Source organism: Pigmentiphaga aceris (genome assembly GCF_008119665.1).
Classification (GTDB): domain Bacteria; phylum Pseudomonadota; class Gammaproteobacteria; order Burkholderiales; family Burkholderiaceae_B; genus Pigmentiphaga; species Pigmentiphaga aceris.
In genome coordinates this window covers 732370-745892 of the sequence record NZ_CP043046.1, presented here as the reverse complement: position 1 = coordinate 745892, position 13523 = coordinate 732370, and the positions used below count along the sequence as shown (strand labels likewise).

At 61.2% G+C, this 13523-nt stretch carries 7 protein-coding genes and 1 tRNA gene; 1 reads left to right on the top strand and 7 read right to left on the bottom strand.

The annotated features are described in order from the left end of the window. Window positions 1-16: 16 nt before the first annotated feature. The 7 genes from FXN63_RS03150 to FXN63_RS03120 form a co-directional block, all read right to left on the bottom strand. Window positions 17-2884 carry a TrlF family AAA-like ATPase gene (locus FXN63_RS03150; protein ID WP_148812763.1) on the bottom strand — a complete coding sequence of 956 codons (2868 nt, stop codon included), beginning with the start codon at window positions 2882-2884 and terminating at the stop codon, window positions 17-19. Then, window positions 2877-6293, bottom strand: a complete 3417-nt coding sequence (locus FXN63_RS03145) for an Eco57I restriction-modification methylase domain-containing protein (RefSeq protein WP_148812761.1) — start codon at window positions 6291-6293, stop codon at window positions 2877-2879. The genes FXN63_RS03150 and FXN63_RS03145 overlap by 8 nt, the downstream gene beginning before the upstream one ends. Continuing rightward, window positions 6290-9751, bottom strand: a complete 3462-nt coding sequence (gene brxC, locus FXN63_RS03140) for a BREX system P-loop protein BrxC (protein WP_148812759.1) — start codon at window positions 9749-9751, stop codon at window positions 6290-6292. Before brxC ends, FXN63_RS03145 begins: the two co-directional genes overlap by 4 nt. A gap of 47 nt (window positions 9752-9798) precedes the next feature. Further along, window positions 9799-10362 carry a BREX protein BrxB domain-containing protein gene (locus FXN63_RS03135; RefSeq protein WP_148812757.1) on the bottom strand — a complete coding sequence of 188 codons (564 nt, stop codon included), beginning with the start codon at window positions 10360-10362 and terminating at the stop codon, window positions 9799-9801. Next, the gene (locus tag FXN63_RS03130) at window positions 10352-11077 is read right to left on the bottom strand and encodes a hypothetical protein (protein ID WP_148812755.1); all 726 of its coding nucleotides are present in this window, start codon (window positions 11075-11077) and stop codon (window positions 10352-10354) included. Before FXN63_RS03130 ends, FXN63_RS03135 begins: the two co-directional genes overlap by 11 nt. Before the next feature lie 80 nt (window positions 11078-11157). Continuing rightward, entirely contained in the window at window positions 11158-11361 is a 204-nt protein-coding gene (locus tag FXN63_RS03125; protein WP_148812753.1) for a hypothetical protein, read from the bottom strand. Window positions 11362-11889: 528 nt separating this feature from the next. Beyond that, a tRNA-Phe gene (locus FXN63_RS03120) sits at window positions 11890-11965 on the bottom strand. Window positions 11966-12241: 276 nt separating this feature from the next. On the opposite strand from FXN63_RS03120, the gene hemA reads away from it, so the two are divergent. Then, window positions 12242-13522 (top strand): glutamyl-tRNA reductase, encoded by a 1281-nt coding sequence (gene hemA / locus FXN63_RS03115; protein WP_148812751.1) that lies wholly within the window; start codon window positions 12242-12244, stop codon window positions 13520-13522. The last annotated feature ends 1 nt before the right edge of the window (window position 13523 follow it).

Below are 13523 nucleotides of genomic sequence, written 5' to 3'. Positions count from 1 at the left end.
CTTGTTTTGCGGTGCGCTAGAAGTGGTACTTCTCACTGCGCTGCTTGAACGCCTGCTCCGAACCTTCCATGATGTCCAGCACGGCTTCGGCCACACCCTTTCGGTCAAGCCCACCCTGCGCGCGCAGCTTGCCTCTCCCGTCGCGAGCCTCCAACGCATAAATCTGCTCGGCGTCCGCGTTGACGGGCAGGTTCGCGTTGTGGGTGGCAACTATCAGCTGCCGCTTGTTCTTAGCAGCGCGCAGGTCACGCACCAGCGTTCGATAGATGAAGCCCGAGTCCAACTCGTCCTCCGGCTGGTCAATCACGATGGGGCCTTCTCCTCGGGCCAGCATCAGATTCAACAGCACAGTGTTTCGTTGGCCTTCTGACAGCGCACCGCTCATGGAGCCGGCAACCGTTCCGTCCTCGCGTAAGAGTTCGACGTCGATGCCATCGCTCACTCGGGCGATGCGCACGTCTTCCCACAGGGCCCGAACGTTGTCGCTGTCGAGATGCACGAACAGCGGTTGATGAAGGCCATCGAAAAGCACGATGTCCAGCAAAGTCTGGTCGGCTCTCGCTACCTCCAGCGTTTCCCAGACGGAAGCGTCAGCGCGATTCTTCCAGGTTCGAAAGAGTTCAGCTCCGACGTCGTCCCAGCGCCGTGCCAACTTCCCACGCTTGTCAGCGGGCGCAAGCCGGTCCCAAGCTCCGGCAAACGATGACTCGTCGGACATGTACGAGGTGGTAAGCCGCAACGTCTGCGACGCCACAGCTGCCTGTATCGCCGCTGCCGTCGCGGTCCGGGCATCGAACTGCGCCTTCCAGACGCCATGGAGTTCCCCCAGCACCTGCGGAAACTTGTCAGCTTCGCTTTGAACCTCCGCCAGTCTTTTCTGACGCTCCTCAATAAGTTTCAGCTTGGCTTGACGCTGCTCTTCAAGGTCCTGCATCCGCGCGATGTCGTCTTCGCGGATGCCACGTTCAACACAAGCCACCCTGAATCGCTCTTGCACGGCACCGATGGCTTCCACGGTACCTCGGGAGGCTTCGTCTCCAAGGCAGGCGGCCATCACCTGCTGATAGTTCGCCATGGCTTTGCTAATGGCGACCGCGAGGTCAGCCCTTGCTTTTTGGACCTGTGCGGCCGTGTCTGCAAACCACTGGGCGTTAGGCCATTGCACCGCATTGGCAGGTAACGCCTCCAGCGGCCCCACTAGGTCCTTCAGCACCCCGTCAACCGCTTCGGTCATCGGCGCGTCCGCCGCTTTCATGCGGTCAAGCTGGCGGCGAGCCTCTAGTGCCAACTGGTTCAGTTGAGAGTCATCCTGGACGGCCTCACGTGCCTTCAATTGCCGCTCCAGTTCGACGGCTTCCTGCTTCGCCTCCACGAGTTCGGTCTGAAGTCTTGCAGCGTCCCGTGTGCTTTGGAACAGCGACTGCAAGCGCGCCTTGAGGTCGCTCTCTGACGCATTCAGTTCCAGCAACGCGGCGCCGCTTGCGGTATCAATCAGCGAGAGAACTTGTGCCTGCCCTTGAGCACCGCTGGTCATCCGGCTGAGTTCACCTTGGCTGAAAAACTGAAGCTGAAGCTGCCTGAGCACGGTGTTCAGGTCTGCCACTTCGCGCCCATCAAGCCAACGCTGCTGGCCAGCCAGCTTCCCAGGGGCATAGACCAAGGTGTCTGAGACTCCATTACCCACTTCGAAACTGACCCTTACCTCCGAGCCGGGCGTGAGCGACTCCCTCAGCTGCTTCCTTTTGCGCTGTAGCGCTGGGTCATCGTCGTCCTTGACTGCAAGCTCATCTGGACCGACAGCAAACCGCACGTACTCCAGCAGGGAAGACTTGCCACTGCCTCGACCACCGATGACGCAGTTGAAGCCCTCGGAGAAACAGACCTCCTGGTCCTCCAGGAACTTTGCGCCCTTCACAGCGACTTTGGTGATGCGTGGATGCACCAGCGCGTCGCTGGGGCGAGCACCCATAAGTTGAATGCGAGACAAAGGGTCCAGGAACGCTTGACGCAGTGCCTCCACGGAGGGCCCGGACATCTTGAGCCAGGTGTACCTGTAGCCCAGCGAGTTGGCCGCAGGTTGGCCTTGAGCATCCTGGCGGAGGGATTTGGCGTCCGAAGACATTACATACGCGGGGTGGCAATCTTGCCGCGTCCAAGCCCGATCGCGGCCTTCGACGATGTCAAGCACTCGCTGGGCTGGTGGGTTGGCGGTGACCTCCAGGGCCATCAGCTTCTTGTTCTTGTAGTCCTCGATGTGCCGAGGGTCGTTCAGAAGACCATCGTTCTGGTCCGAGTGCGCCGAAATAACGATGCCCTTGTGCTCCTCCTGCACCAGCTCAATCAGCTCCTTCAGGCTCACAGTCACGTTGTTCCGCCGCAGCGGCATGAGACGCCCCTGGCGTACACGCTCGTGCTCATCCAGCCCCAGCTTGCACAGCAGCCTGTTCACCCGCCATACATGGCTGGCCTTCTTGGCCGGTTCGAATAAGCAAAGCACGTGGTAGCCGATGTCCACCTCAAACCCCGGAAGAATGTGTAGCGGCGGCTTGCCCAGGTCCCTGGCGACAGACTTGTTCTGCTCGACAAGGTGCGTCAAAAACCAGTCCCTAGGATCAGTCTTCTGCGAAAAGTTGTGGTCCGTGACGCCTATCAATTCCAAGCCGACCTCATGGCACCGCCGCAAGTAGGCTCGGGCCACCTCCTGCAAACGACGTTCGTCGGGCTTCGCAGGGCCCACCTGTCCATTAGCATCCGGCTCCGGGGCAACCATTGGCCGACGGGGTTCAGGCAACCGAGTGTCTTGGTCGGCCCAGTGCGCGGCATCATCAGGTGTTTGCACCTGAAAGTCGCACTTGAACCAGCGCATCCCTTCGTAGTCAGCCACGGCGTGCCTCTCTTGCAGCAGTCTTCTCCGCCCGCGTCAGATGATGGTCATTGATGCGCTCCCCGCCAAACACCTTGAACCAAGGCGCGCTCTCCACGTCCTTGCCACGGTCCTTGTCCCAAGTGATGTTGAGCTTGGGCTTCTTGTTGTGGCGTAGGACCTCGGCCGTCATAAAGGGGCGGATGTTCAGACGCACGCCGTCGTTGAGGTCTGGGTTCCAGCCGATGGGTTGCTCGACCAACGGCTTCCAGCGCACAAAGATGTCGTGGCCGGTCTTGCCGTCAGACTCGCCTTCGAGGATGAGCTCCAGGCGGCGCTTCAGGTCTTGGGCAGCCGCTAGGCGCTGCTGTGCGCCGTCGATTCCATCACGCACGCCAGCCTCCTGCTGGCGAATCCAATCACCCAGGTAGGTGTGGATGAGACGTTCCAATTTCTTGTGGTCGAACTGGTGGTAGTTCACCAGCGCGGCAAAGCCGTCCTTCAGCCCGTCCCACACATGCCAGATGAAGGGACGGTGGTTGAAGCGCTTGGCGTGCTGCTCGAAGAACTTCTCCCGCAGCCAGACGTCCAGGCCCTTGCCGGCGCAGTCGGCATCGGCCAGCAGCTTGTCGAGCACGGCGGGCTTCCAGCTGCCGGGCTGCGCGGTCTCCCAGGCGGCAATCAACAGCTTGAGCAAGCGGTCGTGCGCCGGCGTCTCGCCGCGCACCGAGGGCAGGCAGACGATGCCGTCGTCGTCAGTGTGCTCGGCCAGCTTCTTGCAGCGGGCAATCCAGGTGCGGGCCTCGTCGGCCAGTTCCATCGCTGTGTCGGTCTCGGCCGGCCAACGGTAGCCGGTCAGGCGGGCGACGGCCGCCTGCAGCGGGACTGTGGCGGGCCGCGGGTGGCCGTGGAACAGCCATTGGGTCGGGTCGTCGGAATAAGGCTTGGGCAGGCCATCGGAGTAACGTTCAGCGGCCACCTGTTGCCAGTGGCTTAAGTCGAACGGGACTTTGACCAGCGTGGCATTGGTGACGATTACCTTCTGCTCTATCTTCCTAACCTCTTCGTTAAAGACTGGACTCTGACAAAAGGCCCAGATAGCGCTTAGGTACTCATCTTTGTGGGGAACAATGACAGCTTGAGATTTATCGAAGCGTTGCCCCTGGTAGAGCGAAGCTTTGAGGTCACGCATTAGTGCGATGGACACTCCTCGCCGGCCCCAGGCTTGTTGACCACTTTGGTCCTGGTTGTGAATCCGTTCGCGGTGCAGTGCGTCCATGCCGCTCACCCGCATGGCTGAAAAATCCCACGCGACCAAATTCGATAGGCCTTCAAACGCCCCTGCGGCTAACGGTGAACATTGCAGGTAGCTCCATTCCGTTCCAGCCGGTGCCCCAGTCTCCCAAAACGTCCTACCGAACCGCTCAAAGTCACCGGTTCCCAACCCAAGGTATGCCGTGGCGATTGCTGAAAGAAGTTTTCCAGTCGCGCGCTCGTCCAAAGTGATACGCGCATCGGGATTGCTCAACTGCCCCCTCTGGCGCAGCGCCACTACGTTACCTTTGCGCAGTAGCTGTGCCTTTCCTATTGCCCCCTTCGGCTCGCTAACGTCCACACCTCGCAGTTGAAAGTCCTCCGGCGCCAGGGCTTTGGTTTGGGTGAGCAAGACTGCCTGAACCACCTCGCCGCTGATGGTCTCGAACGCCCCAGGTCCCAATCGGGCTAGGAGATTCCACTGAACGCGTTTGAGCAATGATTCGCGTTGCTTCTGGTAACCAGCGAGAAACAGCCAGTTCTGAGGAATTACGACCTGCACCGCGCCAGCCCGCTGGTCGCGGCATAGCTCCAGGCAGCGCTCCAAGAAGACGTTGGCCAGGTCGTTCTTGGCTTCTGGATAATGGGTCTCGCAGTAATCTCTAAGCGTGTCGTGCTGCTTGCCTCGCGCAAGGTATGGTACGTTGGTCGCTACCAAGTGGTAGCGACCATCCAGTAGCCGGGCCGCTTCCAGCAAACCCTTGGCGGTGAGCGCCAGATCCCAGTTGTCGTCCTGCAACTCGTTGGCCTGGCCCCACAGCGTGGGCGGGCGCTCCGTCGCCAGCGCACGCTCCAGCAATGCACGCAAGGTCTCGAAGCTCGACGTGGCGAGGTCGTTCTTCAGGCTGCGCGCCGGGTCCAGCAGGCTGCCCAATAGCGGCGCCTGGGCGAAGCTGGAGTGCAACAATCGCAGTTCCTGCCGCACATAGGCGGCGTTGGGTGCGTCGTCGGGCACCAAGGCCATCCAATCCTCGGGCTTTGCTGCCACCTTCAGGCCACAGCAGGCTACTTGCGGCGGGGGCATGTCAGCGCGCACGCCCAGCGGGTCGCCGTTCTCGTCCGGAAAGCGCCAGGCCGCCAGTGCCAGCGCGAAGACTGCTATTTCAACGCAGCGGGCATCCAGCTCCAGGCCGTGCAGGTTGTCGGCCAGCACGGCATCCACTGCTTCCATCGCGTTCAGTTTCTCGGAGGCCATGCGCATGGGCACCAGCAGCAGGAACGCTGCCACCAGAAAGTGGCCCGAGCCGCAGCAGGGGTCGAGCAAGGTAAAGTCTTGCAGCCGGTCGGGCCAGCCTTCGAATTTACCGGCGGCGGGCGTGCCGTCTTCCACCGTGCGTAGGTAGGTCAGCGGCACCGGGCAGGCCTGTCCGGGATAACGTGTCACCCACCAGGCACCCAGCGAGTTGTGGAGCAAAAAGTCCACCATATAGGGCTCTGTGAAGAGCTGGGTGACAGCGGGCAGCTCGTCGGCGCCAATCTTCACCTCCGAGGCGTTGATCTCGTCTTTGCGTTTTGCCTGCCAGAACTGGTAGACCCAGCCCAGGCTGTCGCTGGCCTTGAACACCTCGGGCGGCAGCGCGGCCAGCAGGCGTTCCAGTTCGCGCTGGTGCTCGGGCGCGAAAGCCAGCTCGAACACCGGGCTCTGCGGCTTGAAAACTTGCGGCAGCATGCGGGCAGCCAACTTGCCGGCCAGCTCCCACTTGGTCTTGGCACCCAGGTTCATCGCCGGGTCGGCTTCCTGCACCAAGGCTTCGCAGTCGTCCAGCGAAACCGCCGCGCCCGGCTCCCAAAGCAGCAGGCCATTCTCTGCCAGGAAGCGGGCGAACAGCATACGGTGCCAGTGCTCGTAAGCCACTTCCCAGATCAAGTGCTGCAGGCCTTGCGTGTCGTCTGCTGCCTTGGCATCGCCCAGGGCGCGGCCATGGGCGCGCAGGCGGCGGCGCAAGGCTTTGAGCTCGTCGGTCAGGTAGTCGGGGGCTTTGGCTTCGCCCACGGCCAGTTGGCTGAGCGCAGCACGGGCACCCCTCTCAGCGACGTCACGGGCTGACTTGACGGTGTTTTCAAGCTGGGTGCGCAGAGGCTTTGGCAGTGTTGCTGCGGCAGTGGTAGCGCTCATAGGGAAACCGGACCTTTCTGCAAAGCCTGTTCAACCAAGAACTCGACTTCCTTCAACCAGACTTTGAGCTCAGCCGCGTCGTTGAGCGTTCGCCGTGGAATGCTCACTTGAACCACGTTGGGCTTGAGCAAGTGCACCGCCGCATGGCGAGCCGCCTCAAAACGGCTGGGAAGCGCCTGCGCCCTGGAGACCCAGTGGTCCAGGTCGCAGCCGTCCAGTGCGTCTTGCAGCAACTCGGCCGTGCCCAAGGCCACGACCGGAGGCGCGGCCAGATGGTGTACCTCGGTCAAGGCGACACGTTGGGCATCTTTGAGCTTGGCCCAGTCTGGGTCCGCGTTGAGCAGGGCCTGTTGCTGCGCATGGGTCTGCGCGAACACATCGAGCTTGGCCTTTAGCGCCTGGCGCAACAGGTCCACGGCCTTATCGAGCAATGGCCTTACTGGGTCCGGTTCGGCCAGCAGGCTGCGCTGTGCTTCGATGGCATCACGCTCGGCCTTCAAGGCAGCGTACGGCCCCAGGGCCTTCGCGTGGCGAAGCAGCTGTTCCAGATGTCGCCAGACGGGAAGGCGCTTGGCGATGGCGTCGGCCGTCTGGGTCCAGCTCTTGGACAACGCGGCGATGTCGTCGAAATGCGTGAACAGCTCCAGCAGTTGCGCATTGCCGGACTGACCCTCGATGGCTTCGATGAGCGCGAGCTTGGGTGGCTCGGGCGCAGGGGCTGGGCCGCCGGCCTTGGCGGCTTGGTCGCGCAGCTTGGTCAGAAGCAGGGGCACTTTGGCCAGCTCTTCCTTAGGCTGGCAGGGCACACCCACACTGCTGAACAGCGAGCGAATCTTGATGAACTGCATGGGCGCGATGTTGACGCTCTCGCGCTGGAAATGGGCCTGGGTGAGCTTGGCTCGGTCGAGGCTCTTGGCATCCACGGACTTGGAAGTGGCATCGCTGGCCTTGAGGTGACCCGCAGCCAGCAGAGCATAGAGCGCGCCGTCGATGGCGTCGCGCGGCCAGCCGAATGGCGGTGCGTCAAACTGCTCACGGATTTCAGCGCCCTTCTTGCCGGGGCCGATGTAGGCCAATAGTTTCTGGCAGACAGGATGTTTGTCCGCCTCTTGACTGTGGCCCACGGCCTTGAGTGCCTCGAGGTTGCCCTTGCGGGCCTCGTCGAGCACTTTGCTCCATTGGTCGTGGTCGGCAGCGTCAAACTGGCTATACAAGCGGATAGCTGACGACTTGGCGGCTCGGTTGATGCGGTCGGCCAGGTCGTTGCCGTCTTGGGCCTCTTGCCCACCGGCCTGGAACACGCGCACGGTGCCGAAGAGCTGCTCCAGCAGTTCGCTCAGCTCCTTCTCTGCGGTGCGCTGGCGGCTCTCCATGGAGCGCTGGGCGTCGCGACCTTCCTCGGTAGAAGGGCTGCCCTTCTTTTGCAGCGTGGTGCGGGCCGCCTCCAGCGCCACGATGGCATTCGTGAGCTCGGTCTTGTGCTGCGCCGGCAGGAAGGCGAATAGTGTGGGGTTGTCGGCTGACTTGCCTTTAGCTTCGGCGATGACGGACTTTTCTTCGGTCTGCCAGCCGTCCTGAATCCAGAGGTAGAGCGCCTGGGCGTGGTCCTTGGCCAGGGTATCGTCGTAGGTGGGGGCCAAACGCCGCTCGACGTTGTCCTTGCCTTGAACCACTCGCACCTTCTTGAGCACGTCGGTGAAGCGGGCCTTCAACAGGTCTGCTCGCTTTTGTTCCACGCGCTGCGGCGCGGCCTTGAGCTCGGCCTCCTGGGCGCGGAACTCGTCGTACCAGGCGCTGGATTCACGGGTCTGCAGGCGGTATTCGGTGCCACTGCCGCCGACCAGGGCCATAACAAGTCGGTCCTTGTTCTGCAGTTCATCCAGCAAGGCCGGCAACTTCTTGCGCAGATCGGCCGAACCCGCCGAGAGGTCAGTCACCAGCAGGTCGGCCAGCGCGTCTTCGGTGGCCTTCAGGCCGATATCCAGTGCAGCGTCGCTCGGCAGCTTGTTGATGAGGTAGACGAGCTTGAGCAGCTTGGCCTTGAGCTGGCTTTTCGCATCGCCGGCAGTGAAACGCTGGACGTTCTCGAAAACTTCCTTCGGCAACTGGGCGGTGGAGACCAGATTCGCAGCAATCTGGTCGTAGAGAAAGTCGCCCGAAACGACGTGACCCAGCGGTGCATCGGCCGTGGCCAAAACGGCCTCATGCACCACGCGCAGCTGGCTGCGCAGCTGCGACACGGTTCCGGTAGTGTCTATGGTGCGAAGAACGCGTTCCCAGAAGCGGCGACGTACCGGTAGCAGCGGGTAGTCCGACGTCATCACGTCCTCGTCCTCTGTGACATGCTCGAGCTTGGTACCGCGCAGATGCCGAGAAATTTCACCCAAGTTGGCACGCCAGACATGCTCGACCTCGGGCATGACCGTCGGCTTCTTGGCCAAGATGATTTGACGGGTGACGTTCTCAACATCCCAGTCGCCCAGCATCACCTGCACTGGGAAGCGTCCCATCAGCCGCTGCAGGTTCGGCATGCCAGAGAGGGCTGACTGGCCCGTACCCACGAAGAGCAGCTTGCCGTTGAAATGCTTGGACAGGGTCTCGGTGACCTCTTGCACTTGGAACGCCTTCTCGGCGTCCGCGCCGATGAACTGTTGGACTTCGTCCAGCACCACCAGGGTGAGTGGGAAGTGACCGTCGACCGTCAACGCATCGGCAATGGCGGCAGTCATCTGGTCGCTGGTGACGTCGGTGACCTGCGGGAACTGTTCCTTGAGGAGCTTGCGAGCATCCGCCTCGGTGTGCGCCAGGTCGGGGCGGGCCTTGAGTAATACCTTTGCCAGATGGCTGGACACGTACATGTGCGGCAACTCTTGCGCCAGCGAGCGGCTTGCGGCTTGAAGCTCAGACTCGACCTGGGCGAGCAGGCCTTCTCGCGTCAACCACAGCACGAACTGGGCTTGGTTGTATTGCTCCGGCAGGCCCTTGGACTTGAAGATGATGCCCAGCAAGGCCAAGCGCACTTTGTCGCCGGCGCCAGCACCAAGCTTGCCTGCGGCTGCATGCAATGCGCCGTACCGCTTGCCTTGCGTGCTGAGCTCCTTCAGATGCTCGAACACGCCAGTGGGCAGCTTGGCCAGGCTGCGTGCGGTAGCCCCGTCAGCGAACTGGTAATCGGTCCACAGCGTGCGCAGCATCTTGGCCAGGTGCGACTTGCCGCTACCGTAGAAGCCCGAAATCCAGACCCCAGGCTGCTCACTGCCAGAGTCCAGGTTTAGCAAGAACTTATCGAGGATGGTCTCCAAGCCTTTTTCGTACTGGCCGTCGCAGACAAACGACTCCAGTTCGTACCGAAGGATAGCCTGCGCCGCCACTGAGTGGTCCTCTGACACCTCTGCCACGCCGTTGTTGACGAGGCGGTTCTCCTGCGGGGGCTTGTTGTAGATGTCTTTATTGAGCATTAGCGCCGTCTTTTTTGGTTATGTGGTGATGCAGAGGATGTGCGATATCAACTGTCGGCTAGGAGCGGGACGGCGAGATAATTCCATCCATCGCGGGCATCAAGAAGCCGATAGCTATGGTTCTCCGGGTGATGTTCACCCGGAAAGAAGACCAGCAAGCGACCTCGGACCGAGTCCTTGATGCTCTCGACCACCGAGGAGACGCGTGCCAAGCCGAACAAGGCACCAACCCCCATGAGGGCCACGACGGTGTCAGGCCCGCTTTGGGCAGTGAGTTGCTGCTTCAGTTCGGCCGCAAGCGAGGTTACGAACTCGATAAGCTCGCCCGCCTGGTAGCCGGCAAGGTCTTCAGGGCTTTCGAAGTACGCCTCGCGGTACTCAAGTGCGGCCATCCATCGGGGAAAGGCATCGGTCAGGTCGATCAAAAGCCACCGCTTGCCCGCCTGCTGGGTCGCAAGTGCGAACTCATCGATGTTGGCGCGAAGGCGAAGCTCGTCCGTCTTGTCATAGACGGCGAAGATGATGCGCTGAGTGGATGCTAGGCCCAATTGCCAAGGCACGCTGAGATGCTCACGATAGGCCGTTACTAGCCTAGTGACCTTAGATGACATGCGAAGCCTCCTGTCTAATTCGCTCTTCTTCGGGCGTCAGGTAACCCGGGAACCGAACCTCTTTGACCCCACCCGCATTCATGAAGAGGAGAAGGCCTCGATGAGACGCCGAACTTGCAAGCGCCTCTAGTTCATCAATAGAAACACCGAGCAGCCTCACCCATTCAGACGAAAAAAGACGCTGCCCAGTACGCCCTTCGAGATACCCGAGGAACATGAGAAACGCGATCGTCGCGGGGCTGGCGGTGGGGGTGCTCCTGGTCTTACGCCTGTGACCGACCAGAACACCGGCCGCCGTCCAGGTACCTAACACATTCTGCGCGAAGGATTTGATGGATGCGGCGGTGAAGCGGTCCGGATAGATGGAGCTGAGCAGCGCCTCAACCTCTCCGCGCGTGACCAATCCTCCCTGAGGTTGGGCAACGACAAATCCCTGGGTACTGCGGAGCAGCGGGTCACGCGCCAAAGCGATCGCCAACGCCAGGACTGGTTGGGCAGATTCATCTAGGGGCCAAAGGCGTCTCAAAGCGCGAAAGACGGCATTCGACGAGTCCAGGCCGTAAAGGGCACCTAGGTACCTGAGCGCAAGCTCTCGGGCCTTTTTCGTCGACTTCCCGAGGACATTGTCAGCAACGATGGCAGTCGCATAATCCGCTCGACCGGCGTCGGCGGCCTGCGTGTGGGCGAGCAGCGTTCTCATGTCATCAAGCATCATGGTCCGCGCGGCGTGCGGGCCGTTGAGGCCGAAACGGAAACCGAGCTGTGACAGGAGCTCTTGCCGAGGCGCTGTCACAGCTACCGCTTCGTCGTGCGAGCCGGAGGCAAGGTCTCGTCGGAGACCCCCATCATCGGCACGCCGTTGGTCCGGCAATAGGCCACAACCATGACCTCCACCATATTGGCAAGGCTGCGCATTTCCCTATTGGCAGCCGCCTGCAGGGCTGCCTTGATTGGAGGCTCAACCCGTACGCTGACAACCTCCGTCTTGCTGGCTGGCATCTGTGCCTCCTGTGAGTAGAACGCCCGCGTTTCGCTAGCTTAATGCATCCCCTCTAGTTCCACTCTCAGCGGGCTGTTCTCGCAGGCGGCGCCAGATTTGCTCTGAAATGGACTTTTTTGCTTGGCTAACTTACTGGCCTTCAGGCCAGCCAAAGATACCAAGCAAGATGGCTCGCCCGTTCAATTGCTGATAGCGCTGCCTCGCAGCTAGATCAATTGACCGACTAACACTGGCTCCCGAAGCGATGGTGGAGCCAATGCACTGCATCCGACTTACGCGACGATCAGCCCTATCCTGAATCGTCAGGTGACCCATCCTCTCAGCGCTTTGTAGAGGCGCTGCGGGAAGAGCTGCGAGAGAGAGCTGGCCATGACTGGAAATGCCCGCAGGGGAGAAAGCTAGCGGGCGTCTTGGCAAGCGAAGAAGGCGTACCGATTGAGCCATACAAATGTGGCTACATGAACCAAGATAAAGAAAAAGGGCTACAAGCTAAAAGCCTGTAACCCTTTGATCTTATTCAGAATTCTTGGTGGCCTGGGGCGGAATCGAACCACCGACACGCGGATTTTCAATCCGCTGCTCTACCAACTGAGCTACCAGGCCATCTCTTTACACTTGCTGCGTTGTTTCCGTCGCTGCAGTGCCGAGACAGAGATAATACATGGATTTCGCCCTCGAGCACAACTCGGCCTAAAAAATTTTGCGCCAGGGTAGAACCAAGCCAGCCACATAGCACCGACTTCCTTTACCGCCACCAAGCCCCCATCTTTGCGCTAGATCAAAGCACCTTCCTTCTCCTCGTCTCCTGAGGACAACCCCCCAAAAGCCTCGCAGACCTATAATCAAGGCTGCTTCGCAGACCAGTCACCGCATCCATCCATGTCCGTCGACGTCCTTACTTTCGGCCTGAACCACGTCTCCGCTCCGGTTTCCGTGCGTGAACGCGTGTCCTTGCCGATGGAACTGCTGCGCCCTGCGCTTGAGGGATTGCGGGCGACGTTTGGCGGTGCGGTGCGGGAAGCGGCCATTCTGTCTACCTGTAATCGGACCGAGATCTACTGTGCGGCCGAGCGCAACGTGATCGAGCGCGTGCCGGCCTGGCTGGCCGATTTCCGCCAGCTCGACGATAGCCAGCTGCGCCCCCATATCTATAAGCACACTCAGAACGACGCGGTTCGTCACGCGTTCCGGGTGGCCAGCGGTCTGGATTCCATGGTGCTGGGTGAAACCCAGATCCTGGGCCAGATGAAGACTGCCGTGCGTGCCGCTGAAGAAGCGGGCTCGATGGGCACGTTGCTGCATCAGTTGTTCCAGAAGACTTTTTCGGTCGCCAAGGAAGTCCGTTCACAAACCGCGATTGGCGAAGATTCGGTGTCGATGGCGGCTGCGGCCGTCCGTTTGGCTGAACGTGTCTTCGGCGATCTGACGCAGGTGAAGGTGTTGTGCGTCGGCGCGGGCGAGATGATGGAACTGTGCGCCACGCACTTTGCGGCGCAGCGCCCTGCCGGCATGGTGGTGGCCAATCGCACGCTGGACCGTGCGGAATCTTTGGCTACGCGCTTTTCAGCGGGCACCATGCGCCTGGCTGATCTGCCTGATCGGCTGGCTGAATTCGATGTGGTCGTATCCTGTACGGCAAGCTCCCTTCCCATCCTCGGCCTGGGGATGGTGGAACGCGCCACGCGCGCGCGCCGCCGTCGTCCGATCGTGATGGTGGACTTGGCCGTGCCCCGCGATATCGAACCTGAAGTCGCGCGGCTCGACGACGTGTACCTGTATTCTGTCGACGATCTGGGTCGGCTGGTGCAGAACGCCACGGAATCGCGCCAGGCTGCGGTGGTGCAGGCGGAAGCCATTATTGAGACGCGGGTGCAGAATTTCATGCACTGGATGGATTCGCGTCTGGTGGTGCCGGTCATTCGTGACCTGCACGAAGCTGCCAACAGCCTGCGTGAAGCTGAACTCGACCGCGCACGCAAAGCTTTGGCGCGCGGCGAATCGCCCGACCAGGTACTTGAACAACTTGCCCACGGGCTGACGCAGAAATATTTGCATGGCCCCCTCGCTGCCCTCAATCAAAGCCAAGGCACAGACCGGCAGCAATTGCTGGGCTGGCTGCCGCGCTTGTATCCGCAGCGCTCGCGCACCACTCGCTCCTAGC